We start from the raw sequence: 26,320 nt of genomic DNA, 5'->3' as shown, positions 1-26,320 counted from the left end.
TGCCTGCGCAGGCTTGGACGGGGCGACAGAGGCGAAGCGTCTCGCGAGCCGCGGCCTGCAAGGCCTCGCGACCCACACAAAGTGGGGGAGCGTGGGGGCTAACCGCGCTCTGCCCAGATCCGCTGGATCTGCGTGGACAGCTCCATGGGATCGAAAGGCTTGGGAATCACTTCCAGCGCGCCCAGGCCCTTGTAGACCGCCACCTCGGCGGCCTGCACCTTGGCGGTCATGAAGATGACCGGCGTGCTGGCCGTGGCCGGCAGTTCGCGCAGGCCCTTGAGCGTGGTGGGACCGTCCATGCCAGGCATCATGACGTCCAGCAGCAGCAGGTCGGCCCCCGCGCCGGGCGCGGCATCCAGCGCCTCCTGGCCGGAGGCGCAGGCGATCACGGTGAAGCCTCCCACGGCTTGCAGCGCCATCTGCGCCACCATGCGGATGTCGGGCTCGTCTTCAACATAGAGGATGCGGTTCAGTGGTTTGGTCATGATGGTTCAACTCAAGGCTTGGGGACGGGTTGGGCCCGGATCGCCGGGAATCTGAAGAACTCGCTGGATTGTATTAAGCAGTTCGGTGTTTGAGGTATGGGCCTTGACCAGGACCGCGTCGGCATACCGGCCGTCCGAGGGTTCCACGTCACCGGCCGAGAACACGATCACCGGCGGGCGCGGATCCAGCGCGTCGATGTCCTCGAACAAGTCCCAGCCCGAATGGCTGCCGAGTGCCAGGTCCAGCAGCACCAGGTCAAAGGTGTGCTCGCGCAGCAGGGCGCGGGCCTCGTCCAGCGTGGCGGCGAACTCGAAGCTCGCGAATTCCTGGGCGATGGCGGCGGTGATTCGCTGGATGTCCAGGTCGTCTTCCACATGCAGGATGCGCGGCTTGCCCGAGTCCAGGCTGGCGACGGCGCGGCGCAGGCTGTGGATCAGCAGGTGCTCGTCGATGGGTTTTTTCAGCCAGTCCGACACCGTGTGCGGCTTGCGGTTGAATTGCAGTTCGCCCTGCTCGGCCATGGCCGAAATGACCACGACGGGCAGGTTGCGCGTGCTTTCGTCCTCGCGCAGCTGGCCGATGAAGGACACGCCATTCTGGCCAGGCAGCTTGAGGTCCACCGTCACCGCGTCGTAGCTGTTGGAGGCCAGGCTGGCCAGCGCCTCCTCGGCGCTGTAGGTCATGTCCGAATCAAAGCCGGCCTTGCCCAGCATCATGCTGATCAGCCTGGCCACGTCGGGGTCGCCCTCGCAGATCAGGATGCGCGGGCGCGACGATACCGTGGGCGGACGCAGGGGCTTGAGCAGCGGCACCGGGTTTGTCCATTCGGGCATCTCAAAAAAGAAGGTGGTGCCCATGCCCGCCTTGCTGGAAAAACCGATGGTGCCGCCCATTTTTTCGACCAGGGCCCGGGAAATATTCAGGCCCAGGCCGGTTCCGCCTTTCTGGCGGGTGTCGGACGAGTCGGCCTGCGAAAATTTCTGGAAGATGCGGGCACTGAACTCCTCCGGAATGCCGGGGCCGGCATCGACCACCTCGGTCCGCACCTTCTGCGCCGTACGCGAGAGCCTGACCTCCACCACACCGCCCTTGGGCGAAAACTTCACCGCGTTGGACAGCAGGTTGGTCAGCACCTGGGTCATGCGGTCGCTGTCGACGCGCACGTGCAGCGCCGCCTCGGGCGCCCGCATCACCAGGCTCACGCCGTGCTGGCTGGCAAAACCCTCATTGGCGACCAGCGTCTGCTGCACCAGCTGCCGGAGGTCCACCACCTGCAGGTCCAGGCGCAGCTTGCCGGATTCGATTTTTTCGCTGTCCAGGATGTCGTTGATCAGCCGGATCAGGCGCTCGCAGTTGTTTTGCGCAATGCTCACCAGGCTCTTGACGGCATCCGGCAACTGGCCGGCTACGCCGCCCGAGATCAGGCCCAGCGAACCGCGTATCGAGGTGAGCGGCGTGCGCAGCTCGTGGCTGACGGTGGAAACGAACTCGGTCTTCATGCGGTCTATGCGCTTGAGCTCGGTGATGTCGGTGCCCAGCGAGAAAAAGCCGATCACCTTGTCCGCCGCCGAGCCTTCGCCGTAGCGCGGGAAATACTGCATCGCATAGTGCCTGCGCTCGCCCTGGGGTGTGACCTGCGTGCGCTCGTAGCGCACCGTATGCCCGCTCAGGACCTCGTCCACCTTTTCCCGCACCGTTTCATAAACCTGGGGACCCAGCACGTCGGCCAGCGGCTTGCCGTCGATCTGCTCATAGCTCAGGCCGAAGTTGTCCTCGTAGGCCCGGTTGTGGAAGCGAAAGCGCTGGTCGGTGTCCAGGTAGGCGATCAGGGCCGGCACCGTGTCGGTGACCTGGCGCAGCTGCGACTCACTGGCCCGCAGAGCCTTGGTGATGCGCTTGCTTTCGGTGATGTCATGCATCAGGGCGGTGAACACGCGCCGCCCGCCCACCTGCACGTCGCTGAAAGACACGCTGACCGGGAATTCGGTGCCGTCCTTGCGCAAGGCCAGCACTTCGCGCCCGGAAATCCGGAAGGCCCCGGGCCGCGCATGCATCATCGCGGTGAATTCCTTGTACTGGCCGCGCAGGCGCTCGGGCACCAGTTCCGAGACGTCGCGCCCCACCAGCTCACTGCGCTCATAGCCGAAAAGCTGCAGCGCGGCGGCATTGGCCTCCAGCACGATGTCCTCCGAGGTGGTCGTGATCACGGCCTCCACCATGCCTTCGGTGATGCTGCGGCTCATGGCCTCGCTGTCGCGCAGCTGGGCCTCGCCGAGTTTTCGCACCCGCTCGTAATGCTTGACCACATAAACCACCCAGCCCAGCATGGCGAAAAACAGCAGGCTGCCAGCCACAATGAAGCCCTGCGCCCACTGGGCGCTGCGCTCGGCCGCCGCCTGCGCGTCGCGCCATTTGTAGGCCTCGCGGCTGCGCGCGCCTTCGAGCAGCGCATTGGTGCGCAGGCGCAGTTCACGGCTGGCATCGCTGGCCAAAACGGCTGCGGCGGCCTCAGGCCCACCTGCCTTGCGCGCCGCGATGGCCTGGTTCGCGGTCTGGGCGCGCTGGTTGATCAATTCGTCAAAATCCGCCGACTCCTGCAGCACATTGGCGCTACGCGTGCGGGCCCTGACGGCGCGCAATTCGACCCGGGCTTCCTGGAAGGCCGCCAGATCGTCCTCGCGGCCGCTCAGCAGGTACTGCCGCAGCGTGGACTCGGCCGTTCGCAGGCTGGAGTCCACACGCTCCAGCATCACCAGCGTGTCTTCGGTCCGCACGCGGGACTGCGCCGTTTCCAGCAGGCGGCTGATGGCCAGATAGGACGCCGTGCCCACTACAACCATGAGCACCACGCCGCCCGCCATCGCGACCTTGATCTTTTTCAGGAAGATGGCGGAGGATGGCATGGGCAGTTCCTTCGCAAGCCGTCAGGCGGCGCCGTGAAAGCGCTGCTGCAATTGCTCAACGGCCCGGCCCACTTCGGCCTGCGCCTCGGGCGCCAGCGCCTGCTCCGTACCGACATGGGGGCTCAGGGCCAATTCCAGCACCTGCGCGGCCTGCCCGAGTTCGGCCCAGCCGAAGGTCGCCGCGGAGCCGGCTAGGCTGTGCGCATGGCGCTCCAGCGTCGGCAAAGCCTGCGCCAGATCCTCGCCGCGCAAGACCTGTTGCCAGAGCAATCCGACCTGCTCCAGGCGGCGCGGCAGGGAACGGGTGTAATCGGCGCGCTGCTCCTCCAGGAATGCGATCAGGGCCGGGTCGGTACGCGTCATGGCATCGGGATGCAGGGTGCCCGCCGTGCGTCCGTGCCCCGCCACCGTGCGAAAAAGGCGGCTTGTCCTGAAGGAAGAGGAGGGCTCATGCGGCCCATCTTAAGGCGCAAGTATCAAAAAACAGCGTAGGACAAGTACGAGTGGTCGCCGCCCTGAATACCCCTTTGGCATGTGCCTGTCCCACGCAGAATCCGCTCAAGGCAAATCCGTTAAATCTTATGGCTTTATATGGAGCGCGCAACGCCAAAAATCATCCAGCAAATGAGTACATTTGACCTCATTCTCAAAGCGCTCCACTCCCGATCAAGCAGCCGGGTCGGCCGCCTTCCCGAGCGCCGCGACCAGATCCGACTGGGTAATAATCCCGACCAGCCGCTCACCCTCGCCAATGATGGGGATGTGGTGGTGGCCCGTGCTGCCGAACAGCGGCACCAGCTCCACCAGCCGGCGCTGCCGGCCCGCCACGCGCACGTTGCGGGTCATGATCTGCCCCACGACCTCGGGCTTGTCCGAATACACGCTGCGCGTGCTGCGCACCAGTTGCCTGAGCTTGGCGTCAAAGCCCTCGTACAGGTCCAGGTCGGCGGCGCGCATGAAGTCCGCCACCGTGATGATGCCCGCGATGCGAAAGCTCCGGTCCACCACCGGAAGCGCCTTGATGCGGCGCTCCCTCAGCAGGGCCCAGGCCTCCTCAAGCGGCGTGCCGAATTCCACGGTCACCAAGTCGCGAGACATGATGTCTTCGCAGCGCACCTCGGCCAGCTTTCGGTCGTAGGCACGCAGCCGCGTTTCGGCCAGCAGGGCCTTGAGGTCGTCGCGGCTCACGTCCAGCACCTGGTTGTAGCGTGCCAGCACGGCGTCCAGGTCGGCGTCGAGCTGCCGGTCCTCGGCCGAGGGTGCCGCGCCCGGCGGCGGCAGCTGCATGTGCGGGTAGGCGCGCCGCGTCGCGTTGTTGTACAGGATGCCCATGAGCACCAGCAGCACCGAATTGAGCATCACGGGATAGAAGGCGAACACCGGGCTGGAGATGCCGCCCAGCACCATCATGAGCGCCGTGGCGCCGCCCGGCGGGTGCAGGCAGCGCAGCGCCAGCATCAGCGCAATGGCCGAGGCCACCGCCAGGGCCGCGGCCAGTTCGGGCGAGCCCAGCAGGTGCGCGCCGTGCACCCCCGCGATGCCGGCCAGCGCCGACAACGTGTTGCCGCCCACCACCGGCCAGGGCTGCGCCATGGGGCTGGCCGGCACGGCAAAAATCAGCACCGCGCTGGCCCCCAGCGGTGCCACCAGCCAGGGCAGGCCGGGCAGCACCCCACCGGCCAGATGGCACAGCAGCCCCGTCAGGAAGATGCCAAACAGCGAACCCGCCACCAGGCGCAGGCGTTCGCGTGTGTTGATGCGGGTGCGCGCGGGGCGAAAAGCCCGCCACCAGGCGCGCGAAAAGAATGCGGCGCGCTGCGTCAAACCGGTTACCGCGGGCAGCCGGCCAGCTTAGCCGCGGGCGCGCTGGTACAGCCCCTGCACCTTGGGCACGTTGGCCTGCAACTGCTGGATGCGCTCCGGGCCCGAAGGATGGGTGGACAAAAAGCTCGGACCGGAAGATCCGCCGCCGGCCTGGCCCATTTTTTCCCACAGGCTGACGGCCGCCTGCGGGTTATAGCCGCCGCGCGCGGCCAGCTCCAGGCCCACCAGGTCGGCATCGGTCTCGTCCTCACGGCTAAAACGCAGGGTCAGCAGCTGCGTGCCTATGCTCGCAGCCAGGTCGCCGACCTGGCCCCAGCCCAGCAGCTGCGCGCCCAGGGACAGCAGGGTGCCCGTGCCCTGGCTTTTGGCGATGCGCGCGCGGGCGTGCTCGCGCAGCGCATGGGCCATTTCGTGGCCCATGATCATGGCCGCCTCGTCGTCGGTCAGTTTGAGCTGGTCGAGGATGCCGGTGTAGAAGGCGATCTTGCCGCCCGGCATGCAAAACGCGTTGATCTGTTTGCTTCCCAGCAGGTTGACTTCCCAGCGCCACTGCCTGGCGCGGTCGTTCCATTGGGCGGTCTGCGGCACCAGCTTCGCGGCGATGGCGCGCAGCCGCTGCAGCTGCGGGTGCCCCTGCGGCGCCAGCGCGCCCTTGGCGCGGGCTTCGGCCAGCAGCTTGCTGTACTCCTGGGTGGCGGCGCCCTCGATCTCGTCGGCGGGCACCAGGTTGCGCAGCTGGGACGCGGGCCCGACATCTACCTGGGCGCGCAGCGGCGTGGTGGCCGCCGTCGCCGCGGTGCCGGCAGCGGCCAGCAGAAATGCCCGGCGGCCAGGCCAGGCGGAGTGTTTGGCATCGCATAAAAAGCACATGGGTGAATAATAGTCACAAATCGAAATGGCCATGTCAGACAAAACCCCCTCCGCCACCCTGGCACCAGGCACCACCTCTTCCGTCCCGGAATCCTCCAGCACCGCACCGGTATCGTGGGCCAGCGTCTGGCGCGTGTACGCCGAGCGCGCCACGCTGCGCATGCTGCTGCTCGGCTTTTCGGCGGGCCTGCCGCTGCTGCTGGTTTTTGGCACGCTGAGCTTCTGGCTGCGCGAGGCGGGCATTGACCGCACCACCATCGGATTTTTAAGCTGGATAGGCCTGGCCTACGGCTTTAAATGGGTATGGGCGCCGCTGGTGGACCGTTTGCCGATCCCGGTGCTCACGCGCCTGTTGGGGCGCCGCCGTAGCTGGTTGCTGCTGGCGCAGCTCACCATCATCGGCGCGCTGTGCGGCATGGCGCTGAACGACCCCAAGCTGTCCCTGCAGCCCATGGTGTGGTGCGCGCTGGCCGTGGCCTTCGCATCGGCCACGCAGGATATCGCGCTCGATGCCTTTCGCATCGAGTCCGCGGATGCCAAACGCCAGGCGGCGCTGGCGGCTGCTTACCAGACCGGCTACCGCATCGCCATGATCTGGGCCGGGGCCGGCGTGCTGTGGATCGCCGCGCGCGCCGAAGTCCCCAACGCCGCGGCCTACCAGCCCGGCGCATGGCAAACCGCTTATCTGGTCATGGCGGTCTCCATGCTCCCGGGCATCATCACCGTGTTGTTTTCAGCGGAGCCCGCCGAGCGCGCCCGCGCCGAAAGCGACGCCGAAACCGCCGCCACCCGCGCGCGCTTTGCCGCCACCGGCATTCCGCTTTACGGCGCCGTGCTGTTTGCGACACTGGCGCTCCTCGTGCTGTTGCTGCCGGCCGCGCCCGGCGTGGTGGTGCGGGCCTATGACCTGGCGCTCGGCGCCTACCTGTTGCCCCTGCTCGCCTATGTGCTGGCCGTCATAGGCCTGGCCAGAACCGGGATCCGGGTCGCGCTGCCGGCGCGGCTGGTGCCGGCGGCCGTCTGGTTCGACCACGCCTTCTATGTGCCGTTCGCCGAGTTCCTCAAGCGCTATGGCAAGCAAGCCATCGTGATCCTCGCGCTGATCGCCATCTACCGCATCAGCGACGTGGTGATGGGCATCATGGCCAACCCGTTTTACGTGGACATGGGCTATACCAAGGACGAGGTGGCGGCGGTGACCAAGATTTACGGCGTCATCATGACGCTGGCCGGCGCCTTTATCGGCGGCGCCATGGCCATGCGCCTGGGCGTGATGCGCGTGCTGATGCTGGGCGCCGTGTTGAGCGCGGCCAGCAACCTGCTGTTCGCCTGGCTGGGCACGCGCGGCCATGACGTCAGCGCGCTGATCTTCGTGATCTCTGCCGACAACCTCTCCAGCGGCATTGCTTCGGCCGCCTTCATCGCCTACCTGTCCAGCCTGACCAATGTCAATTATTCGGCCACACAGTACGCGCTGTTCAGCTCCATGATGCTGCTGCTGCCCAAGTTCCTGGCCGGCTACTCGGGCAAGTACGTGGATGCCTTCGGTTACAGCCATTTCTTCACCGCGACCGCCCTGCTGGGGCTGCCGGTGCTTGTGCTGGTGGCCCTGGCCTCCCGGCTGCAGGCCCCCAAATCCCAATAGGGACAGGTACTGGCAGCTATTAAATTAGTAGCTGCAAAACAGCTGCCAGATACCCGCGCGGCGGAGTATGCTGGCAGGCTGCCGCCCCGGTTTACCGTAACTTTACGATGGCTTCAAGCGTGATTGTTGCGTGCGGCGCACCATGAACGCATCGTGTTTCACCCCGGGGGACACACCCTGCAACCGAGGACCCACCCATGACCCAACAACTCCTGATGATCGAAGACGACGCCCGCCTGGCCAGCATGGTGGGCGAATACCTGCGCCAGTCGGGCTATGGTTTCACCCACGCGGCCGACGGCGCGAGCGGGCTGGCCGCGCTGGAGGGCAATACCCCCGACCTGGTCATCCTCGACTTGATGTTGCCCGACATGGACGGCCTGGAAGTCTGCCGGCGCATCAAGGGCCAGGGCAGCGACAGCGCCAACACCGCGGTGCTGATGCTCACCGCCAAGGGCGATCCCATGGACCGCATCGTCGGCCTGGAAATCGGTGCCGACGACTACCTGCCCAAGCCATTTGAGCCGCGCGAGTTGCTGGCGCGCATACGCGCCGTGTTGCGCCGCGGCGGCGACACCGGCAGCGCCGCGGCCAACGGCGGCCACAAGGTCATGCGTTTCGGCTCGCTGGAAATCGACCGCGATGCGCGCACCGTCTCGGTGTCGGGCAGCCCCTGCGAACTCACCTCCTACCAGTTCGACCTGCTGGTGGCGCTGGCCGAACGCGCCGGCCGCGTGCTCAGCCGCGACCAGATCATGGAAGCCGTGCGCGGCCGCGAGCTCGAGGCCTTCGACCGCTCCATCGACGTGCACATGGGCCGCATACGCAGCGCCATCGAGACCGATGCCAAGGATCCCAAACGCATACTCACCGTGCGCGGCGTGGGCTACGTCTTCGCCAAGCAGCAGGACTAGATCTTTATGTGGGGCCGTTTCACTTCGCACCTCTATGTGCGCATTTGGCTGGCGGTGGTCGCCACCGTGGTCGTGCTGACCTTCCTGGTCGGCGCGGCCTGGCGCCTGAGCGCCGACCCGCCGCAGTTGCCGATACGCGAAGTGCTGGTGCACAACGACAAGGGCGAAGTCATAGGCACTGCGCAGACCCGGCCCGACCGCAAGCTCGGCGATGACCTGGAGTTCGACGTCGTCACCAATGACGGCCGGAGCCTGAACCTGTTGCTGCCCCGGCCGAAGCGCCCGCCGGGCAATCCCTGGATGCGCCCGCCTTTTGGCTTCGGCTTTGGCTGGATGCTGGGCCTGGTCGGCCTGGCCGTGGCCGTGGGCGCCTACCCCGTCATGCGGCGGCTGACGCAGCGGCTCGAGGCCTTGCAGCGCGGCGTCGAGCGCTGGGGCGCCGGCGACCTGTCGGCCCGCGTCAATGCCGACGGCAAGGACGAGGTGGCTTTCCTTGCCGGGCGCTTCAACCACGCGGCCGAGCGCATCGAAACCCTGATGGAATCGCACAAGTCGCTGCTGGCCAATGCCTCCCACGAGCTGCGCTCGCCCCTGGCGCGCATCCGCATGGGCCTGGAGCTCATGGGCACCGACGCCGCCTCGCCCCAGCGCAAGGAGATCTCGCGCAGCATCAACGAGCTCGACCAGCTCATCGACGAAATCCTGCTGGCCAGCCGGCTGGACGCCAAGCAGGCCGACGCGGAGCCCTTTGAAACCCTGGACCTCACCGGCCTGGCGGCCGAGGAATGCGCGCGGGTCAACGCCGAACTCAGCGCGGAACTCGGCCAGCAGCCGGCCGCCGGCCTGGGGCTGGACGCCGCCAGCCACAGCCTGACCGTGCAGGGCTCGCCGCGCCTCCTGCGCCGGCTGATCCGCAACCTGCTGGAAAACGCCAGGCGCTACAGCACCGGCGAGATCAACCTTGAACTCGCGCAGACCCGCGTCGGCGCCAAGCAGCTGGCCGTGGTCAAGGTGCACGACCGCGGCCCGGGCGTTCCGGCCGGCCAGCGCGAGCGCATCTTCGAGCCTTTTTACCGCCTGCCCGGCGCCAGCGAGCGTGAAGGCGGCGTGGGCCTGGGCCTGGCGCTGGTCAAGTCCATCAGCCAGCGCCATGGCGGCAACGTGCGCTGCGAGGCACGGCCCGGCGGCGGCGCGTCCTTCATCGTGGAGCTGCCCGTGGCCCATGCGATGGCCCAACCCGCAGCGTGAAATAAATCACGAACTTGCGACGATTCTGGCGAAATCCCGGCCGCCTCCTCTATTTGGAGAATGGTCAAACCCTGCGCAATCGCCGACAGTTGCGGGCGTTGCTGTCACAACACCCGCAATTTGAGGGAAACAGGGAAATAAAAACCAGACGTCGGTGAAGCACTCTTTTGATCTCCCAACGACGTTCTCCCACCCAGGAGAACTTTCAACAGGCCACCGCGAGGTGGCCTTTTTTTGCCCCGGTGCCGGACAGCGCAGGCTTTGATACCCTTGGGCCTCCTTCCCATCACAGGATCGCAAGCCATGAGCACCGCCGCCACGCCCCCGCCCGCCAACATCCCCCAGGGCTTTTTCCCGTCCACCGCGGACCGCATGCCGCTGATGCCGCGCGAGGCCATGTCGCCGGCGCAGCGCGAAGCCGCCGATGCCATCATCGCCGGGCCGCGCAAGGCCGTGTTCGGCCCCTTCATCCCGCTGCTGCGCAGCCCGCAACTCATGGGCCGCGTCGGCGACGTGGGGGCTTACCTGCGTTTTGAGAGCACGCTGGACGCGCGCATCCGCGAACTCGCGACCTGCGTGGCGGCCCGCCACACCGCCAACCAGTTTGAATGGCTGATGCACGCGCCGCTGGCGGTGGCCGCGGGCGTGGCCCAGGCCACCGTGGACGCGATCGGCGACGGTCGCCAGCCGCGTGGCATGGCCGATGACGAAGCCGTCGCGCTGGACCTGAGCTTTGAAGTGCTGCGCCAACACGGCTGCAGCGATGCCACCTATGCCGCGGCCGTCAAAACCTTTGGCGAGCAGGGCGTGGTCGAGCTCGTGAGCTTGGTCGGCTACTTCGTGATGGTGTGCTGGGTCATGAATGTGGCGCGCACGCCGACGCAGGCAAAGCCGGGCGTGGCACCCCTGTCCGCTTTTCCGGCCTAGGAAATAGGCGCCAGCGCCGCCAGCACGCGGTCGGCGCCGATGTCGTTCAGGCAGCGCGTGTGGCCCAGCGGGCATTCGCGTTCAAAACAAGGCGCGCAGTCCAGCGGCGGCTGGTAATCCGCATCGGCCTTGAGCCACAGCACGCTTGCCTTGCCGCTCAGCGGCGGCGTGTGCAGCGGGCTGGACGATCCGAAAATCGCAACCTGCGGCACGCCGAAAGCCGCCGCCACGTGCATCAGGCCCGAGTCGTTGCTGATGGTACTTTTGCAGGCGGCGATCAGGCACAGCGCCTGCACCAGCGAGGTCTTGCCCGCGAAGTTCCGGCATTGGCCGGCTTGCGCCGTATTCACGGGCGCGGCGATCTCCTCGCACAGCGCCGCTTCCTTGCCTGAGCCCAGCAGCACCACCGGCAAGTCCAGCCGCGCGGCCAGCTCCGAGAAATGGCGGGCCGGCCAGCGCTTGGCGGGGCCATACTCGGCACCCGGTGCAAACACGTAGTAGCCGCCGCGCCGCAAGCCCAGTTCGGCCAGTGCCTGGTCGATTTCGGCCGGCGCCATCTGCAGCCGCGGTTTGTCCTTGTCGAGATCGCCCTCCCCGCTCAAGGCCGAATAAAACGCCACCATGGGCGGTTTGTTCTTGGGGTTCTTGAGCCGGTGCGTGAGCAGGCCCACGCGCGCTTCGCCGAAATAACCGATTCGCTCGGGAATGCCGGCCAGAAAGGGCAATAGCGCGCTTTTCAGCGAGTTCGGCAACACATAGGCTTTGTCGAAACGGCCGTCGATGCGTTTGGCGATCGCGCGGCGTTCCCGAAACTGCAGGCCGCCGTGCGCAAAAGGAAATTCGATGACCTCGGCCACCTGCGGCATGGCGCGGTAAACCGGCGCCACCCAGGGCAAGGCCCCCACCGCGAGGCGCTCGCCGCGCGCATGCAGCCGGCGCAGCAGCGGCTCCGTCATCACCGCGTCGCCTATCCACTGCGGCGCAATGATGAGGGTGTTTTTAGTGGCCACCACCGAAATGCTCGCCGTCTTTCAATTTGTAGACGGTCCCGCAATAGGGGCATTTCGCTTCGCCGGTACGCGCCACATCCAGGTAGACCTTGGGATGGCTGTTCCAGATTTTCATGTCGGCCTTGGGGCTGGGGCAGTAGACACCGCCTTGCGCGTTGAGGTCGGAGGCCAGCAGTTCAACAGAAGAAGAGGTGCTCATAGATATGCTCAAACCTTGGCCAGCCAGTGGGCGTACTTGGGATTGCGGCCGTTGACGATGTCAAAGAAGGCGCTCTGGATTTTTTCGGTGATGGGGCCGCGCGAGCCGGCGCCGATTTCAATGCGGTCGAGTTCGCGGATCGGGGTGACTTCGGCGGCGGTGCCGGTGAAAAAGGCCTCGTCGGAGATATACACCTCGTCGCGCGTGATGCGCTTTTGCACCAGTTCCAGGCCCAGGTCCTTGCAGATGTGCAGGATGGTGTTGCGCGTGATGCCGTTGAGCGCGCCGGCCGAGAGATCGGGCGTGTAGACCACGCCGCCCTTGACCACAAAAATATTCTCACCCGCGCCTTCGCTGACGAAGCCCGAGGCGTCCAGCAGCAGCGCCTCGTCGTAGCCGTCGTCCAGCGCTTCCATATTGGCCAGGATGGAGTTGGTGTAGTTGCTCACCGCCTTGGCCTGCGTCATGGTGATGTTGACGTGGTGGCGCGTGTAGCTGGAGGTTTTCACGCGTATGCCGCGCTTCATGCCCTCCTCACCGAGGTAGGCGCCCCAGGCCCAGGCCGCGACCATCAGGTGGATCTGGTTGCCCTTGGGGCTGACGCCGAGCTTTTGCGAACCAATCCAGGTCAGCGGGCGGATGTAGCAGGACTCCAGTTTGTTCTCGCGCACCACGGCTTTGGTGGCCTCGTTGACTTCTTCCTGGGTGAAGGGAATCTTCATGCGCAGGATCTTGGCGCTGTTGAAGAGGCGCTCGGTGTGCTCTTCAAGCCGGAAGACCGCCGTGCCGCCGGCCGCGTTGTAGGCGCGCACGCCTTCAAAAGCGCCGCAGCCGTAATGCAGGGTGTGGCTCAGCACGTGGATCTTGGCGTCGCGCCAGTCGACCATCTGGCCGTCCATCCAGATTTTGCCGTCGCGGTCTGCCATGGAGGGTGCTACTGGGGGCATGATGGGAGTCCTGTTCTATGTGGGGTGATGCGGGAAACCGGGCGCGCGCGGGGCGCCGCCCGAAAGACCTGAATTGGGGATTTTACGGGGCGGGCGGCGCCGCGTCCTGCGCGGGCCTGAAAAGCTCATGGTGGCTCAGCTTGCCGCCCACAAAGGTGCAAGTGACGTGCGATTCACCGGCGTCGCCCCAGCGGAAAATTTCGGGCTGCTCATCCTTGGCGGACAGCCGCTCGCCCAGTGCCCGCGTCATGGCCACCACGTGCAGCATCGTCATGCCGGGCTTGAGTTTGGCATTGAGCATGACAGCGCTGTCGACATACCCTATGGGGCGATTGGCCGCGCGTTTCAAGACCTGCATCATGCGGGTGAAATGCAGCAGCACCCACATGACCAGGCCGCCAGCCACCGCGGCCACACCGGCCCAGCCGTAAAAGCGATAGCCCAGCACAACGGCCGCAACGCCGGCCACGGGAACAAGGATTTTCTGGAAGTTCATGGCGCTATTTTCGCAGCCCCGGCCCGGCGGCCGGCTGCGGGGACTGCGTAGGCGCCTGGGCGGCGGCAAAACCGGGGATTCAGCCCGCGCGCGCCGCCCAGCCCGTGGCCAGCGCATGCGCCCAGTCGGCACGCCCGCGGCTCGCCGCCACCCGCGACTGCGCCAGGTGCTCATACGGCACGGCGCGCAGATCGACGCACCAGCCCGCGCCGGTTTTTTCGGCGATGGCATAGCGCGCGTGCGGCGCGCCGTTTTCCACCACATGCGGATGCGGGTGTTCGTCGTCATAGGCCGGCAAGCCGACGCTGCCGGGGTTGACGACAAACACATCGCCGCACTGCACCAAGCGCGGCACATGGGTATGCCCGCAAAGGACCAGCGAATGCCCGGACTGCGCCCTGGCCCCCAGCCGCTCCCGCACTTCATCGGCCGTGGCGGGCCGTATGCCCGTGGCGTGGTCCGTGCCAAATCCCGGGACGGTGGTTTCCAGCCAGTAAATCAGGTCGCTGGCCGGCGTGCCGTGGCACAGCAGGACGTCGCCGCCGGCCAGCTCCAGGCTTTCGGGCAGCGAGCGTATCCAGTCCACATGCGCCGACGCTAGCTGCCCGGCCGTGTAACCGTCGGTGCTCAAGGGATCGAGGTATTGGCCCTGGTCGATCAGCTCCAGCACCTGCCGCTCGTGGTTGCCGCGAATCGTGGGGAAGCCGCGCGCCATCAGCAGCTCGGCCGTTTCGGCCGGTTGCAGCGGCCCGCTGAGGATGTCGCCGAGGTTCACTATCTGGTCCACGCCCTGGCGCTCGATGTCGGCCAGCACGGCCTCAAGCGCCGGCAGGTTGCCGTGGATGTCGGAGATGGCGGCGAGTTTCATGGCATGGCCCTCATGCATATTCTGGCAGCGATTAGGGCCTGTTAACACCCTAGCCCAGGCCGCGCACCACATTCATCGCCTCTTCCACCCGCTCGACCGCGTGGATGGTGAGACCCTCAATCGGTTTTTTGGGCGCGTTGGCCTTGGGCACCACGGCCACGCTGAAGCCCAGCTTGGCCGCTTCTTTCAGGCGCTCCTGGCCGCGCGGGGCCGGCCGCACTTCGCCGGCCAGGCCCACTTCGCCAAAGGCGATAAAACCCTTGGGCAGCGGCTTGCCGCGCAGGGACGAGGTGATGGCCAGCATCACGGACAGGTCGGCGGCCGGCTCGCTGATGCGCACGCCGCCCACGGCGTTGACGAACACGTCCTGGTCCATGCAGGCCACGCCCGCATGGCGGTGCAGCACGGCCAGCAGCATGGCCAGGCGGTCGCGGTCCAGGCCCACCGAGAGGCGCCGCGGGCTGGGCCCGCCGTTGTCGACCAGCGCCTGGATTTCGACCAGCATGGGGCGCGTGCCTTCCAGCGTCACCAGTACGCAGCTGCCGGGCACCGGTTCGCTGTGCTGGCTCAAAAAGATGGCGCTCGGATTGGCCACGCCCTTGAGGCCTTTTTCGGTCATGGCGAAGACGCCGATCTCGTTGACCGCTCCGAAGCGGTTCTTGATCGCGCGCACCAGGCGAAAACTCGAATGCGTGTCGCCTTCAAAGTAGAGCACGGTGTCCACCATGTGCTCGAGCACGCGCGGGCCGGCGAGCGCGCCCTCTTTGGTCACATGGCCCACCAGCACGATGCACACGCCGCTGGACTTGGCCGCGCGCGTGAGGTGGGCCGCGCATTCGCGCACCTGCGCGACCGAGCCGGGCGCGGAGGTCAGCTGGTCGGAATACACGGTCTGGATGGAGTCGATGACGGCGATCGCCGGCTGGGTGGCTTCCAGGGTGGCGAGGATTTTTTCAAGCTGGATCTCGGCCAGCACCTTGACCTGCGAGCCGTCCAGCCCGAGCCGGCGCGAACGCAGCGCGACTTGCGCGCCGCTTTCCTCACCGGTCACGTAGAGCGTGTTGAGCCCGGCGCGCTGCAGCGAATCGAGCGCCTGCAGCAGCAGCGTCGATTTGCCGATGCCCGGATCGCCGCCTATCAGCACCACGCCGCCTTCAACGATGCCGCCGCCCAGCACGCGGTCCAGCTCTTCGTGGCCGGTGGGCGTGCGCTCCATGTCGGTGGCTTCGATGTCCGACAGGGCGGTCACGTCGGAGGCCTTGGCCAGCGACTGGAACTGGCTGCTGTAGCGGTTCTTGGCCGGCGCGCCGCTCTCAGCGGCCGATTCGACCAGCGTGTTCCAGGCATTGCAGTGCGGGCACTTGCCCAGCCACTTGGGACTGCTGCCGCCGCATTCGCTGCAGGTGTAAATCGTCTTGTCTTTGGCCATACGCGATATTACTGTACAAATAACCAGGTTTTGGATTTTGATCATGATGCGGGACGCGCCCGCCCAACCAGCCGGCCGCCTGCCTGGATCCCGCCTGCTCAGCATAATTGCGCGCTTGCACGGACAATGGCTTTTCGCTCTTCGTGTATTTCCCCGCCGACCCGACCCCCAATCGCTTTCTTGAGGACACAGCACCATGAACATCTCACGCCGCCAGCTCATACAGTCTTCCAGCGCCGCCGCCCTGCTCGCCGGCATAGGCCGGCAGGCCTGGGCCCAGGCCCTTGACAGCACCAAGGTCATCGCCGGCTTTGCGCCCGGCGGCACCGCCGACATCGTCTCGCGCCGCGTGGCCGACAAGCTGCACCCCGGCTATGCCAAAAGCGCGGTGGTCGAGAACAAGACCGGCGCGGGCGGGCAGATCGCCGTGCAGTTCGTCAAGACGGCCGCGCCCGACGGCGCGACGGTGCTGCTCACGCCCATGTCCATGCTGGGCATCTACCCCCACACCTACAAAAAACTGCCTTACGACCCGGTGGCCGACCTGACGCCGGTCTCGGCCGCGGCGATTTTTGACTACGGCTTTGCCGTCGGCCCCATGGTGCCGGCCAGCGTGAAGACCGTGCCCGACTTCCTCGCCTGGTGCAAGGCCAACCCCGGCCAGGCCAACTTCGGCTCGCCGGCGGCCGGCTCCTCGCCGCACTTCATAGGCGCGCTGCTGGGCCGCGCCGGCAACGTCGACCTGCGCCACGTCGCCTTCCGCGGCACCCAGCCCGCAGTGCTGGACATGGTGGGCGGGCAGATCGCCGCCGTGTCGGGCCCCACCGGCGAATTCACCCAGCATGTGGCGGCCGGCAAATGCCGCCTGCTCTCCACCAGCGGCCCCAAACGCAGCCGCTTCACGCCGAACACGCCCACGCTTGTGGAGCAGGGCTTCAAGGACATGGCCTTCACCGAATGGTTCGGCTTTTTCCTGCCGGCCAAAGCGCCGCAGGACGTGGTGCAGCGCCTGAACGCCGGCATACGCGGCGCGCTGGCCTCGCAGGACGTGATCGACGGGCTGGCCGTGTCCTTCCTGGAGCCGGCGCCCACCTCGCCGGCCCAGCTGGCCGCCATGCTCAAGGCCGACACCGAGCTCTGGGGCCCGCTGGTGAAAGCCGTGGGCTTCACGCCAGAGGGTTAAAAACCATTCGCCATCAAGTCAGAGGCTGTTACTTCATGCGCCGCATGGACTACAGCTCAATTTTGTTTAGAACCCGTAGTTATTCAGTAGTCCCACCGTTCGGGCTGAGCCTGTCGAAGCCTTGCCTCTTGCGACCGGACCCTTCGACAGGCTCAGGGCGAACGGTTTGTAGGGTGGCTGAGTAGTTACTCAAAACAGGACGGCAACGAATGAAGGTTTGTATTTACGGCGCGGGCGCCATTGGCGGCTGGATAGGCATGGGGCTGGCACGCGCCGGCTGCAGCGTCAGCGTGGTGGCGCGCGGCGGCACACTCGAGGCCTTGCAGCTGCACGGCCTCAGGCTGAACCAGGGCGGCACGGTCAGCTCGCAGGCCGTGGCCTCCAGCGCCCGGCCGGCCGAGCTTGGCGTGCAGGACATGGTGGTGCTGGCCGTCAAGGCGCCTTCGCTGCCTGAAGTCGCGCGCCAGATCGCGCCGCTGCTGGGCCCGGACACCGTGGTGCTGACCGCCATGAACGGCGTGCCCTGGTGGTTTTTGCAGGGCTTTGGCGGCGCGCTGGCCGGCAAACGCCTCAGCTCAGTGGACCCGGCGGGCGAGATCGCCGAGGCGATTCCGGCGCGGCACATCGTCGGCTGTGTGGTGCATGCGAGCTGCTCGCTCGACGAACCCGGCCAGGTGCACCACCACTTCGGCAACAAGCTTATCATCGGCGAGCCTTCGGGCGAGAAGACGGCCCGCGTGCTGCAACTGGCCGCGCTGCTCGAAAAAGCCGGCTTCGAGGCCCCGGTGTCGGACCAGATCCAGAAAGACATCTGGTTCAAGCTCTGGGGCAATATGACCGCCAACCCGATCAGCGCGCTGACCGGCGCAACCATGGACCGCGTCCTCGACGACGAACTCGTGACCGCCTTTACCCACAGCATCATGCTGGAGGCCAAGGAAATCGGCGCGCGCATAGGCATCCCCATCCACCAGACCCCGGAGGAGCGCCACGTCATCACGCGCAAGCTGGGCGCCTTCAAGACATCCATGCTGCAGGACGTGGAGGCCGGCAAGCCCGTTGAGCTCGACGCGCTGGTGAGCGCCGTGCGCGAACTCGGGCAATTGACGGCCGTGCCCACACCTTCTACCAACGCCCTGCTGGGCCTGGCGCGGCTGCAGGCGCGGGTCAAAGGCCTGTACTGAACCACGCGCTTCCTTATCCCTTTCATCCACTTTTCAGGAGACAGCATGAAACACATTGGCGTCATAGGCGCATCGGGCATGATGGGCCACGGCATCGCGCACAACCTGCTGGCCAAGGGCTTCACCCTCAGCCTGACCGTTCACCGCAACAGGGAACGCGTGGCCGACCTGCTCGCCGCAGGCGCCAAACAGGCGTTCGGCCCGGCCGAACTCGGTGCCTGCGACGCCGTGGTGATCTGCGTGACCGGCTCGCCGCAGGTGGAAGAAAGCCTGCTGGGCGCCAACGGCGTGTTGTCCAAGGCCAGGGCCGGCCTGATCGTGATCGACACCTCGACCAGCGAGCCCGAATCCACGCGCCGCCTGGCCGCTTTGTGCGCGCAGCATGGCGCCACCCTGGTCGACGCACCGCTGGCGCGCACGCCGGTGGAGGCCGAGCTCGGCAAGCTCAACACCATGGTAGGCGCCGAGCAGGCGGTGTTCGACAGGATTCGTCCGGTGCTGGCGGCTTACTGCGAGAACATCTTCCACGTGGGCGGCCCCAGCGCCGGCCATGTGGTCAAGCTGCTCAACAATTTCATCGCCCAGGCCATCTGCACGGCCACCGCCGAGGCCTTTGCCGTGGGCGCGCTGGCCGGCATTGAGCCGCAAAAGCTGGTCGACGTGGTGTCGGCCGGCGCGGTGAACTCGGGCCTGTTCCAGGCCATGGCCAAGACCCTGGGCGGCGATTTTGCCGGCCTCAAGTTCGAGCTCGACAACGCGCGAAAGGATTTGCGCTACTACACCCACCTGGCCGAGATGGTCAAAGTGCCGTCCCTGGTCGGCGAAGCCGTGCACCAGAGCCTGGTGACCGCCAGCGCGCTGGGCTACGGCAAGGAGTTTGTTCCGGCGCTGGTGAAGGCACAGGAAAAGCTGACCGGCGCAAAAGTCGCGCCGCAGTAATCTGAATTGAGGTGCGGCCGGCTACAGCGCCTTGGCGTACACCACGAAGCCGGTTTTCTCCGCCACCTGGTCGTACAGCCGCATGGCCGTGGTGTTGGTTTCGTGGGTTTGCCAATACACCCGGTCGCAGCCCGCCGCCTTCGCTTTCTCATACACGGCCTCGATCAGCGCCTTGCCCACGCCGCGGCCGCGTACCGATTCGGCGGTGAATATGTCCTGCAGGTAGCAGACCGGCACGATGCGGGTGCTGTTGCGGTGATACAGGTAGTGCGTGAGGCCCACGAGTTCGCCGCCGGACTCGGCGACCAGCGCGTGCACCGGCTCATAAGCATCGAAGAAACGCGACCAGGTCATGGCGGTAATCTCGTCCGGCAAAGCGGTCGGGCCGAAACGGCCGTAAAAGCGGTTGTAGCCGGCCCACAGCGGGAGCCAGGCGGCGAAGTCCGATTTGGCGACGGGGCGGATCGTGATGGGTGAGGCGGATGTCATTGGTGGTCAGCCATTAAATTCCACGGGCCGGGTGGTTCCGGATTTTTTGCGCACCACCACCGTTCCGGCCATCTTGTCGTGCCAGCCCTGCTTGCGCGAGTCAAAGGCCACCCAGAAAATGCCCAGGCCCAGCGGGATGCTGGAAACAAAGTAACCGAGGTAGCGGATCAGCAATTGGCCGGTGCCAGGGTTGTTGCCGGTGTCGGCGTCAACTATGCGCGCGGTGATCGCCATCTTCCCGGGTGTAGCCTGGCGCGCCATCCAGAACGCGATCACCGCCACCGCGGGCAGCACCCAGGAAATCAGGAAATCCACCGGGCCGTGGACGAAGCTCGTGCCCTCCCAGTAGGCGTCGCCGTAAATCGCCGTCAGCAGCGGGTACACCACAATGCCCAGCAGCAGGGTGTCGATGATGGACGCCCAGACGCGGATCCAGAAGCCCGCGTATTCCAGTTCTTCCGATGCCATGGAAAGCTCCTTGTGCTTGAAAAGAATCTGCCCGCCGTTTTCAGCGCTGGCCCTGGTGGCTGATCAGCCTGATCGCCTGCGGCAACGAGTTGGCCGCGGGAATGAAGTGATCTATCGTAGCGCCCAGCAACACCGCGCAGGCCAGGGCGCCCAGCATGGGTTTCCAGGTCAGGCGCACGGCGGCCGACACCCAGCCTTCACGCACCACGCGCACCGCCGCGCGGGCCGACACATAAGAGAACGCCAGTTCGACGGCGACCGTCAGCAGCACCTCCCAGCCGAAGAAAAGCAGCAGCAAAGCCCCGGCCCCGAAGAAGACGGCGGCGCCGACCAGGAAGATGGCCACGACCGGAATGACGACCACCGCGCCTTCGTCGGCGCCACCCAGCGCCTCAGCCGCGCCGCCGGCCACATCGGCCAGGCCTTTGCCCACACCGGATGCATCGGACACGCCGCCGAAATCACCGGTCGCACCGCCGCCGCCAAAATCACCGCCCTGCCCGGAATGGATCGTCGGCAAGCTCGCGCCCGAAGGCAGATTGCCGGGCAAATCGACTAGGTCCAGCCCGCTGCCGTCCGGCACACCCGACCCCCCGTGGCGAACCAGCATGGCGGCCCAGCCGCGCAAAACCAGCAAGTAGGCCAGGTAGCCTGCGCCCAGGGTGAAGAGGTAGCGCAGCGCCAGCGAGTCCATGCCCATCACCATTTGCAGGTGGGACACCGCCCACATCATCCCCAGGGTCAGCAAGCCGATGCAAAGGCCGTGCAGCCTGAGGCTGTGGCGCTGGCGCAGTTCGCGCTCCAGCCGGCCCTCGAGCACGCGGACCGAGCGCCAGCTGGAGAGGTTCTTCATTCGACCTGTACGGGCACGCGCTGCGCCAGCGCGCACATCAATTCATAGCCCACGGTGGCGCCGGCCTGCGCGACTTCGTCGATGGGCAGCTCGGCGCCGCCGCCAGCGCGGCCCCACAAGGTGACCTCGCTGCCGATGCCCGCGGCGGGCACGGGAGTCAGGTCCACTGTGATCATGTCCATGCTGACGCGGCCCACCATGCGGGTGCGCACGCCGTTCACCAGCACGGGCGTGCCGGTGCTGCAGTGGCGCGGGTAGCCGTCGGCATAACCGCAGGCGACGATGCCTATGCGCAGCGGGCCGTCGGCGGTAAAGCTCGAGCCGTAGCCCACGGTGTCGCCGGCCTTGAGGTCCTGCACGCCGATGATCTTCGACGACAGCGTCATGGTGGGCTGCAGGTCCCAGCCGGCCGCCGTGTGTTCGGGAAAATCGGGCGCGCTGCCGTAGACCAGGATGCCGGGCCGCACCCAGTCGGAGCGGCCTGCCAGTACGTCGCCGTGGCGCAGCGTGGCAGCGCTGTTGCTCAGCGTGCGCTCGCCGGGCAGGTCGTGGGTGACGGCGTCGAAGGCCTGCAGCGCCGCGCTGATGCCCTTGGGGCCGTCGGCGTCGGAGAAATGCGTCATCAACGTGATCTCCTCGACCTGCGGCAGCGCATTGAGGCGCGTCCAGGCGGCGCGGTAGCGCTCGGGCGGAAAGCCCAGGCGATTCATACCCGAATTCATCTTGAGGAACACGCGGTGCGGCAGCTGCGTCTTGTGGGCCGCCAGCATGTCGATCTGCTCATTGCAATGGATCGAATGCCACAGGCCCAGGCGCGAGCACAGCTCCAGGTCGCGCGCGTCAAAGCACCCCTCCAGCAGCAGGATGGGGCCGCGCCAGTCGAGCGCGCGCAGGCGCTGCGCCTCGGCCAGGTCCAGCAGCGCGAAGCCGTCGGCGCTGCGCAGCGCGTCGAAGACGCGTTCGATACCGTGGCCGTAGGCGTTGGCCTTGACGACGGCCCAGACCTTGGCGTCGGGCGCAGCGGCGCGCGCAACGCCCAGGTTGTGGGCAAGCGCCGCAGTGTGGATGGTGGCAAGAATGGGACGTGGCATGGCGCGGTGAAGAGGTTGGTGTGGAGCGGCGGGCTCAGCGGCCCGGCTGGGACCTCGAATCGGTTCCAAGGTCTTTCTGCATTCTGACACCGCCCCCCATGCTATAAACCGGAATCGTCCGGAGACATTCATCCATATCTTGCAGCATCAGATCGGCTGATGCAGTGCCGCAATGACCACAACAGTTTAATGAAGCGCGGTTTTTACACCATCATGGCGGCCCAGTTTTTCAGCTCGCTGGCTGACAACGCGCTGTTTGTGGCCGCCGTGGAGCTGCTCAAGACCAGCGGGGCGCCCAAGTGGCAGCCGGCGGCGCTGGTGCCCATGTTTGCCCTGTTTTACGTGGTGTTGGCGCCTTTTGTCGGCGCTTTCGCCGACGCGCGGCCCAAGGGCAACGTGATGTTCGTGAGCAACGCGATCAAGGTCATAGGCTGTCTCATGATGCTGTTCGGCTCGCACCCGCTGCTGGCCTACGCCATCGTCGGGCTGGGCGCCGCGGCCTATTCGCCGGCCAAATACGGCATCCTCACCGAACTGCTGCCGGCCTCGCAGCTCGTCAAGGCCAACGGATGGATCGAGGGGTTGACGATTTCCTCCATCATCCTGGGTGTGCTGCTGGGTGGCCAGCTGGTCGGCCACACGGTGTCCCACCTGCTGCTGTCGTTTGACTTCCCGGTTTTCGACACCGGCATAGACTCCGCGCCCGAAGCGGCCATCGCCGTGCTGATCCTGCTGTACATCATCGCGGCCTGGTTCAACACCCGCATCCCCGACACCGGCGTCGAGATGCGGCCCATGCCGCGCAACAAGCTCGAGCTGCTGCCCGACTTCTGGAACTGCAATTCGGCGCTGTGGCGCGACAAGCTGGGCCAGATCTCCCTGGCTACCACCACCTTGTTCTGGGGCGTTTCCGGCAACCTGCGCTACATCGTGCTGGCCTGGAGCGCCGCGGCCCTGGGCTACAGCACCTCGCAGGCCTCCTCGCTGGTCGGCGTAGTGGCCATAGGCACGGCCGTGGGCGCCGTGCTGGCCTCCATGCGCATGCGGCTGGACCAGGCCACCAGCGTGATGCCGCTGGGCATTGCCATGGGCCTGCTGGTCGTGCTGATGAATTTCATCGGCAGCGTCTGGGTGGCCGCGCCTTTCCTGATTCTGCTGGGCGGCCTGGGCGGCTTCCTGGTCGTGCCCATGAATGCGCTGCTGCAGCACCGCGGCCACAACCTCATGGGCGCGGGCCGCTCCATCGCGGTGCAGAACTTCAACGAACAGGCCTGCATCCTGAGCCTGGGCGCTTTCTACAGCCTGTCCACCGGCATGGGCCTGTCGGCCTTTGGCGCCATCACCGCCTTCGGCATCGTGGTGGCCGGCTTCATGTGGGTGATCCAGCGCTGGCACAAGCACAACCTTGTCAAACACAAGGAACAGGTCGACCACCTGCTGAGCATCGCCCGCAGCGATAAATCCCACTGATGCAGGTCGACGTAAACCGCGGCGGCGTGCGCGGCGGCACGCCCAAAGCCGTTCTCGCCCTCACCCTGAATGCCTTCATCTGGGGCGTCTCCTGGTGGCCGCTGCGCCAGCTCCAGGGCCACGGCCTGCACCCGTTGTGGACCACGGCGCTGGTCTATGCGATTGTGGTGGCCGGGCTGCTGGTCTTGCTGCCGAAAGCCTGGCGCGGTTTTGTCGCGCATCCGCAGCTGTGGTTCCTGGCGGCGGCTTCGGGCCTGACCAATGTGGGTTTTAACTGGGCTGTGACCGTGGGCGACGTGGTGCGCGTGGTGCTGCTGTTCTACCTGATGCCGGCCTGGTCGGTGCTGGTGGCCTGGGCCATGCTGGGCGAAAAACCCACGCCGGCCTCGCTGCTGCGCCTGCTGCTGGCCATGGCCGGCGTGCTGATTGTGCTCAAGGGGCCCGACTCCCCCTGGCCCGTACCGCAAGGCGGTGCCGACTGGCTGGCCATCATGGGCGGCTTGAGCTTCGCGCTGACCAATGCCGTGCTGCGCAAATACCACCACACGCCCAGCGAATCGCGCATGCTGGCCATGTTCGGCGGCAGCGGCCTGATGGCGGCCTGCGTCGCATTGGTCGGCATGTCGCAAACCGTGGTGCCCGCGCCGGCGCTGGCGCTGGCGGGCATTCCGGTGGTGCTGGGGCTCGCGCTGGCCTTCATGGCCAGCAACGCCAGCCTGCAATACGGCGCGGCGCGCCTGGCCGCCGGCACCACGGCCATCGTGATGCTGACCGAAATCCTGTTCGCCAGCCTGTCCTCGGCCGCGCTGGGCGCCGCCGAACTCACGCCGCGCATCCTGCTGGGCGGCAGCCTGATCGTGCTGGCCGCGCTGCTGGCGGCCATGGCGCCATCGGCGTCTGCCCAAACCGCGCCGGGCGGTGCAGAATCGCAGTGAGCCGGCAACCGGGATAACGCCGGCAACAACCGCACCAGGAGACACCATGAGCACCGTCTACGATTTCGAAGCGCGCCAGATCAACGGCCAGGACATTTCGCTGGCAGGCTTCAAGGGCAAGGTCATGCTGATCGTCAACACCGCCAGCAAATGCGGCTTCACGCCGCAGTTCGGCGGCCTCGAAGAGCTGCACAAGCAGTACGCGGGCAAAGGCCTGGCGGTGCTGGGCTTTCCCTGCAACCAGTTCGGCTCGCAGGACCCGGGCGCCGATGGCGAGATCGAGTCTTTCTGCCAGGTCAACTACGGCGTGAGTTTTCCCATGATGTCCAAGATCGACGTCAATGGCCCGGCCGCGCACCCGCTCTACAAATGGCTGTCGGTCGAAGCGCCCGGCCTGCTCGGCAGCAAATCCATCAAGTGGAACTTCACCAAATTCCTGGTCGGCAAGGACGGCAAGGTGATCAGGCGCTATGCGCCCACCGACAAACCGGCCGACCTGTCCAAGGATATTGAAGCCGCACTCGCCGCCTGAGGCAGCGCCGCTCTGCGTGTAACTCAGGGAGGCTTGGGGCCGGCTTTGACGGCGCGCAAATAATCCGCCAGCGTTCGGCCGGGCTCGTGGCCCACGCGCTCGTCCAGCACGTCGATCGCGGCCATGCGGTCCACACGAAAGCTGCGAAAGTCCTGCCGGGCCTCGCACCAGGCGCCCAGCGTCCAGACGCTGCCCCAGTAAAAACAGCCCAGCGGCCAGAGCACGCGCCGGCTTTCGCGCCCTGCCCCATCGAGATAGCGCACCCTCACCTTGGAACGCGCATGCACCGCCTCGCGCAGCAGCTGCAGGCTGCGCTGCGTGGCCTCATCGGGATTGATCACCACCGCATACAGCGGCACACCCTCGGCCGCCGCACGCGCCGTGGGCGGCAGCACCGAAAAAATCTTGCTCCAGGCTGATTCCGCATCGCCCGCCATGGCCGGGTCCAGCCAGGCCTGGGCCAGGCGCACCGAAGCGGCCAGCGCATTGGCTTCCTTTTGCGTGAACATCAAAGGCGGCAAATCAAAGCCCGCACCCAGCCGGTAACCCACGCCGGCCTCGCCCTCGATGGGCACGCCCTGGTGCTGCAGGTCCGCCACGTCGCGGTAGATGGTGCGCTCCGACACCTCAAGCCGCTTGGCCAGGAACTCAGCGGTGCTCAGGCGGCGGCCGCGGATCAGCTGGACTAGATGGAAAAGGCGGTCGGCGCGGCGCATGGTGGGTAGATGATAGGGGAGCGCTATAGTGCTAACACCGGTTCGTCCCCCCAGCCCCATGAAGCTCACCGTCCTGCCTCTCACACCTGAGCGCTGGCCCGATCTTGAAGCGCTCTTCAACGCCAAAGGCTGCTCGGTGGCGCGCGGTTGCTGGTGCATGTTTTACCGCCGCAGCGGTGCCCGCGGGCCCTTGCCTGCGGGCACCACGGCGGCCCAGGCCAATCGCGCCGACCTCAAAAAACTCACCCGCGGCGATACCCCGCCCGGCCTGATCGGGTATCGCGGCAAGCTGCCCGTCGGCTGGGTGTCGCTGGGGCCGCGCGAGGACTACGCCAAGCTCCAGCGCTCACCGGTGATGAAACCGGTCGATGACAAGCCCGTCTGGTCCATCATCTGTTTTGTCGTGCCCGCGGAACACCGCGGCCAGGGTGTCGCGCGGGCGCTGCTGGACGGGGCGATTGCCTATGCCGAAAAGCAGGGCGTGACACTGCTGGAGGCCTACCCCGTGGACAAGCCCGGCCGTGCCCAGGACGACAGCATGTGGTTCGGCGCCAAGTCCATGTACGACGACGCCGGCTTTGAGGAGGTCGCACGCCGCAAGCCGCAGCGTCCTGTGGTGCGGCTCAAACCTGTCTGAGTGATCCCGCTCGCGGACTGGACAGCACTTCTAATATGATGGAAAATAAATTCCATC

27 protein-coding genes are annotated in these 26,320 nt (G+C 66.4%); 11 read left to right on the top strand and 16 right to left on the bottom strand.

The features are described from left to right. Positions 1-98: 98 nt before the first annotated feature. The 5 genes from PMI15_RS20585 to PMI15_RS20565 all read right to left on the bottom strand — a co-directional run bounded on the left by PMI15_RS20585 (position 99) and on the right by PMI15_RS20565 (position 6,083). The gene (locus PMI15_RS20585) at positions 99-485 is read right to left on the bottom strand and encodes a response regulator (RefSeq protein WP_007873869.1); all 387 of its coding nucleotides are present in this window, start codon (positions 483-485) and stop codon (positions 99-101) included. 6 nt (positions 486-491) lie between these two features. Beyond that, a complete protein-coding gene (locus PMI15_RS20580; RefSeq protein WP_007873868.1) occupies positions 492-3,389 on the bottom strand; it encodes a PAS domain S-box protein in 2,898 nt (965 codons plus the stop codon). A 21-nt stretch (positions 3,390-3,410) separates the two neighbouring features. After that, positions 3,411-3,752, bottom strand: a complete 342-nt coding sequence (locus PMI15_RS20575; protein WP_007873867.1) for an Hpt domain-containing protein — start codon at positions 3,750-3,752, stop codon at positions 3,411-3,413. A 303-nt stretch (positions 3,753-4,055) separates the two neighbouring features. Next, complete coding sequence (locus PMI15_RS20570; RefSeq protein WP_007873866.1) at positions 4,056-5,213, bottom strand: HPP family protein; 1,158 nt, start codon at positions 5,211-5,213, stop codon at positions 4,056-4,058. Positions 5,214-5,240: 27 nt separating this feature from the next. Further along, positions 5,241-6,083 (bottom strand): M48 family metallopeptidase, encoded by an 843-nt coding sequence (locus tag PMI15_RS20565; protein WP_007873865.1) that lies wholly within the window; start codon positions 6,081-6,083, stop codon positions 5,241-5,243. 31 nt (positions 6,084-6,114) lie between these two features. Here PMI15_RS20565 and PMI15_RS20560 point away from each other — a divergent pair, with 31 nt between their 5' ends. From PMI15_RS20560 to PMI15_RS20545, 4 genes are all read left to right on the top strand, one after another. Continuing rightward, positions 6,115-7,728: a permease gene (locus PMI15_RS20560; protein WP_157214690.1), complete on the top strand. Its 1,614-nt coding sequence runs from the start codon at positions 6,115-6,117 to the stop codon at positions 7,726-7,728. A gap of 197 nt (positions 7,729-7,925) precedes the next feature. After that, positions 7,926-8,642 carry a response regulator gene (locus PMI15_RS20555; RefSeq protein WP_007873863.1) on the top strand — a complete coding sequence of 239 codons (717 nt, stop codon included), beginning with the start codon at positions 7,926-7,928 and terminating at the stop codon, positions 8,640-8,642. A gap of 6 nt (positions 8,643-8,648) precedes the next feature. Beyond that, entirely contained in the window at positions 8,649-9,890 is a 1,242-nt protein-coding gene (locus PMI15_RS20550; protein ID WP_007873862.1) for an ATP-binding protein, read from the top strand. Between the two features lie 303 nt (positions 9,891-10,193). Next, positions 10,194-10,817, top strand: coding sequence for a carboxymuconolactone decarboxylase family protein (locus PMI15_RS20545; RefSeq protein ID WP_007873861.1), 624 nt, complete (start codon positions 10,194-10,196; stop codon positions 10,815-10,817). Here the strand turns inward: PMI15_RS20545 and waaF are convergent. The 6 genes from waaF to radA all read right to left on the bottom strand — a co-directional run bounded on the left by waaF (position 10,814) and on the right by radA (position 15,766). Further along, positions 10,814-11,830, bottom strand: coding sequence for a lipopolysaccharide heptosyltransferase II (gene waaF / locus PMI15_RS20540; protein ID WP_007873860.1), 1,017 nt, complete (start codon positions 11,828-11,830; stop codon positions 10,814-10,816). The genes PMI15_RS20545 and waaF overlap by 4 nt on opposite strands. Further along, positions 11,817-12,026: a zinc-finger domain-containing protein gene (locus tag PMI15_RS20535; protein ID WP_007873859.1), complete on the bottom strand. Its 210-nt coding sequence runs from the start codon at positions 12,024-12,026 to the stop codon at positions 11,817-11,819. Before PMI15_RS20535 ends, waaF begins: the two co-directional genes overlap by 14 nt. 8 nt (positions 12,027-12,034) lie before the next feature. Beyond that, complete coding sequence (locus tag PMI15_RS20530) at positions 12,035-12,973, bottom strand: branched-chain amino acid transaminase (protein WP_007873858.1); 939 nt, start codon at positions 12,971-12,973, stop codon at positions 12,035-12,037. Between the two features lie 82 nt (positions 12,974-13,055). Then, positions 13,056-13,469 (bottom strand): hypothetical protein, encoded by a 414-nt coding sequence (locus PMI15_RS20525; protein ID WP_007873857.1) that lies wholly within the window; start codon positions 13,467-13,469, stop codon positions 13,056-13,058. Positions 13,470-13,548: 79 nt separating this feature from the next. Further along, entirely contained in the window at positions 13,549-14,337 is a 789-nt protein-coding gene (locus PMI15_RS20520; protein WP_007873856.1) for a metallophosphoesterase, read from the bottom strand. A gap of 49 nt (positions 14,338-14,386) precedes the next feature. Further along, the gene (gene radA / locus PMI15_RS20515; protein ID WP_007873855.1) at positions 14,387-15,766 is read right to left on the bottom strand and encodes a DNA repair protein RadA; all 1,380 of its coding nucleotides are present in this window, start codon (positions 15,764-15,766) and stop codon (positions 14,387-14,389) included. A 196-nt stretch (positions 15,767-15,962) separates the two neighbouring features. On the opposite strand from radA, the gene PMI15_RS20510 reads away from it, so the two are divergent. From PMI15_RS20510 to PMI15_RS20500, 3 genes are all read left to right on the top strand, one after another. Beyond that, complete coding sequence (locus PMI15_RS20510; protein ID WP_007873854.1) at positions 15,963-16,949, top strand: Bug family tripartite tricarboxylate transporter substrate binding protein; 987 nt, start codon at positions 15,963-15,965, stop codon at positions 16,947-16,949. A gap of 209 nt (positions 16,950-17,158) precedes the next feature. Continuing rightward, positions 17,159-18,133 (top strand): 2-dehydropantoate 2-reductase, encoded by a 975-nt coding sequence (locus tag PMI15_RS20505; RefSeq protein WP_007873853.1) that lies wholly within the window; start codon positions 17,159-17,161, stop codon positions 18,131-18,133. 45 nt (positions 18,134-18,178) lie between these two features. Then, positions 18,179-19,072 carry an NAD(P)-dependent oxidoreductase gene (locus PMI15_RS20500; RefSeq protein WP_007873852.1) on the top strand — a complete coding sequence of 298 codons (894 nt, stop codon included), beginning with the start codon at positions 18,179-18,181 and terminating at the stop codon, positions 19,070-19,072. Positions 19,073-19,093: 21 nt separating this feature from the next. Here PMI15_RS20500 and PMI15_RS20495 read toward each other — a convergent pair whose 3' ends face one another. From PMI15_RS20495 to alr, 4 genes are read right to left on the bottom strand one after another with little or no spacing between them, the layout of a single operon-like run. Continuing rightward, positions 19,094-19,561, bottom strand: a complete 468-nt coding sequence (locus tag PMI15_RS20495) for a GNAT family N-acetyltransferase (RefSeq protein WP_007873851.1) — start codon at positions 19,559-19,561, stop codon at positions 19,094-19,096. A gap of 6 nt (positions 19,562-19,567) precedes the next feature. Further along, a complete protein-coding gene (locus tag PMI15_RS20490) occupies positions 19,568-20,029 on the bottom strand; it encodes an RDD family protein (protein ID WP_007873850.1) in 462 nt (153 codons plus the stop codon). A 40-nt stretch (positions 20,030-20,069) separates the two neighbouring features. Beyond that, on the bottom strand, positions 20,070-20,882 hold the full coding sequence (locus tag PMI15_RS20485; protein ID WP_007873849.1) for a hypothetical protein: 813 nt from the start codon (positions 20,880-20,882) through the stop codon (positions 20,070-20,072). Continuing rightward, positions 20,879-21,973 (bottom strand): alanine racemase, encoded by a 1,095-nt coding sequence (alr, locus tag PMI15_RS20480; RefSeq protein ID WP_007873848.1) that lies wholly within the window; start codon positions 21,971-21,973, stop codon positions 20,879-20,881. Before alr ends, PMI15_RS20485 begins: the two co-directional genes overlap by 4 nt. Positions 21,974-22,162: 189 nt before the next feature. Here alr and lplT point away from each other — a divergent pair, with 189 nt between their 5' ends. The 3 genes from lplT to PMI15_RS20465 are packed head-to-tail and all read left to right on the top strand — an operon-like array spanning position 22,163 to position 24,910. Continuing rightward, positions 22,163-23,443, top strand: a complete 1,281-nt coding sequence (gene lplT / locus PMI15_RS20475; protein WP_036840337.1) for a lysophospholipid transporter LplT — start codon at positions 22,163-22,165, stop codon at positions 23,441-23,443. Next, positions 23,443-24,378, top strand: a complete 936-nt coding sequence (locus PMI15_RS20470) for a DMT family transporter (protein WP_007873846.1) — start codon at positions 23,443-23,445, stop codon at positions 24,376-24,378. The genes lplT and PMI15_RS20470 overlap by 1 nt, the downstream gene beginning before the upstream one ends. 46 nt (positions 24,379-24,424) lie before the next feature. Beyond that, on the top strand, positions 24,425-24,910 hold the full coding sequence (locus PMI15_RS20465; protein WP_007873845.1) for a glutathione peroxidase: 486 nt from the start codon (positions 24,425-24,427) through the stop codon (positions 24,908-24,910). 23 nt (positions 24,911-24,933) lie between these two features. Here PMI15_RS20465 and PMI15_RS20460 read toward each other — a convergent pair whose 3' ends face one another. Continuing rightward, positions 24,934-25,626, bottom strand: coding sequence for a YafY family protein (locus PMI15_RS20460; RefSeq protein WP_007873844.1), 693 nt, complete (start codon positions 25,624-25,626; stop codon positions 24,934-24,936). A gap of 58 nt (positions 25,627-25,684) precedes the next feature. Between PMI15_RS20460 and PMI15_RS20455 the strand changes: the two genes are divergently transcribed. Beyond that, positions 25,685-26,263 carry an N-acetyltransferase gene (locus tag PMI15_RS20455; RefSeq protein ID WP_007873843.1) on the top strand — a complete coding sequence of 193 codons (579 nt, stop codon included), beginning with the start codon at positions 25,685-25,687 and terminating at the stop codon, positions 26,261-26,263. Positions 26,264-26,320: the final 57 nt, after the last annotated feature.

It is taken from the genome of Polaromonas sp. CF318, from assembly GCF_000282655.1.
Taxonomy (GTDB): Bacteria; Pseudomonadota; Gammaproteobacteria; order Burkholderiales; family Burkholderiaceae_C; genus Polaromonas.
Note: the sequence above shows the minus strand (reverse complement) of the source record. Positions and strands in the feature narration are given on the sequence as shown.

Coding starts and splice junctions, on each gene's coding strand:
- PMI15_RS20585 (WP_007873869.1), bottom strand. CDS start 485: ATGACCAAACCACTGAACCGCATCCTCTATGTTGAAGACGAGCCCGAC.
- PMI15_RS20580 (WP_007873868.1), bottom strand. CDS start 3,389: ATGCCATCCTCCGCCATCTTCCTGAAAAAGATCAAGGTCGCGATGGCG.
- PMI15_RS20575 (WP_007873867.1), bottom strand. CDS start 3,752: ATGACGCGTACCGACCCGGCCCTGATCGCATTCCTGGAGGAGCAGCGC.
- PMI15_RS20565 (WP_007873865.1), bottom strand. CDS start 6,083: ATGTGCTTTTTATGCGATGCCAAACACTCCGCCTGGCCTGGCCGCCGG.
- PMI15_RS20560 (WP_157214690.1), top strand. CDS start 6,115: ATGTCAGACAAAACCCCCTCCGCCACCCTGGCACCAGGCACCACCTCT.
- PMI15_RS20555 (WP_007873863.1), top strand. CDS start 7,926: ATGACCCAACAACTCCTGATGATCGAAGACGACGCCCGCCTGGCCAGC.
- PMI15_RS20550 (WP_007873862.1), top strand. CDS start 8,649: ATGTGGGGCCGTTTCACTTCGCACCTCTATGTGCGCATTTGGCTGGCG.
- PMI15_RS20545 (WP_007873861.1), top strand. CDS start 10,194: ATGAGCACCGCCGCCACGCCCCCGCCCGCCAACATCCCCCAGGGCTTT.
- PMI15_RS20535 (WP_007873859.1), bottom strand. CDS start 12,026: ATGAGCACCTCTTCTTCTGTTGAACTGCTGGCCTCCGACCTCAACGCG.
- PMI15_RS20530 (WP_007873858.1), bottom strand. CDS start 12,973: ATGCCCCCAGTAGCACCCTCCATGGCAGACCGCGACGGCAAAATCTGG.
- PMI15_RS20525 (WP_007873857.1), bottom strand. CDS start 13,469: ATGAACTTCCAGAAAATCCTTGTTCCCGTGGCCGGCGTTGCGGCCGTT.
- PMI15_RS20520 (WP_007873856.1), bottom strand. CDS start 14,337: ATGAAACTCGCCGCCATCTCCGACATCCACGGCAACCTGCCGGCGCTT.
- radA (WP_007873855.1), bottom strand. CDS start 15,766: ATGGCCAAAGACAAGACGATTTACACCTGCAGCGAATGCGGCGGCAGC.
- PMI15_RS20510 (WP_007873854.1), top strand. CDS start 15,963: ATGAACATCTCACGCCGCCAGCTCATACAGTCTTCCAGCGCCGCCGCC.
- PMI15_RS20505 (WP_007873853.1), top strand. CDS start 17,159: ATGAAGGTTTGTATTTACGGCGCGGGCGCCATTGGCGGCTGGATAGGC.
- PMI15_RS20500 (WP_007873852.1), top strand. CDS start 18,179: ATGAAACACATTGGCGTCATAGGCGCATCGGGCATGATGGGCCACGGC.
- PMI15_RS20495 (WP_007873851.1), bottom strand. CDS start 19,561: ATGACATCCGCCTCACCCATCACGATCCGCCCCGTCGCCAAATCGGAC.
- PMI15_RS20490 (WP_007873850.1), bottom strand. CDS start 20,029: ATGGCATCGGAAGAACTGGAATACGCGGGCTTCTGGATCCGCGTCTGG.
- PMI15_RS20485 (WP_007873849.1), bottom strand. CDS start 20,882: ATGAAGAACCTCTCCAGCTGGCGCTCGGTCCGCGTGCTCGAGGGCCGG.
- alr (WP_007873848.1), bottom strand. CDS start 21,973: ATGCCACGTCCCATTCTTGCCACCATCCACACTGCGGCGCTTGCCCAC.
- lplT (WP_036840337.1), top strand. CDS start 22,163: ATGAAGCGCGGTTTTTACACCATCATGGCGGCCCAGTTTTTCAGCTCG.
- PMI15_RS20470 (WP_007873846.1), top strand. CDS start 23,443: ATGCAGGTCGACGTAAACCGCGGCGGCGTGCGCGGCGGCACGCCCAAA.
- PMI15_RS20465 (WP_007873845.1), top strand. CDS start 24,425: ATGAGCACCGTCTACGATTTCGAAGCGCGCCAGATCAACGGCCAGGAC.
- PMI15_RS20460 (WP_007873844.1), bottom strand. CDS start 25,626: ATGCGCCGCGCCGACCGCCTTTTCCATCTAGTCCAGCTGATCCGCGGC.
- PMI15_RS20455 (WP_007873843.1), top strand. CDS start 25,685: ATGAAGCTCACCGTCCTGCCTCTCACACCTGAGCGCTGGCCCGATCTT.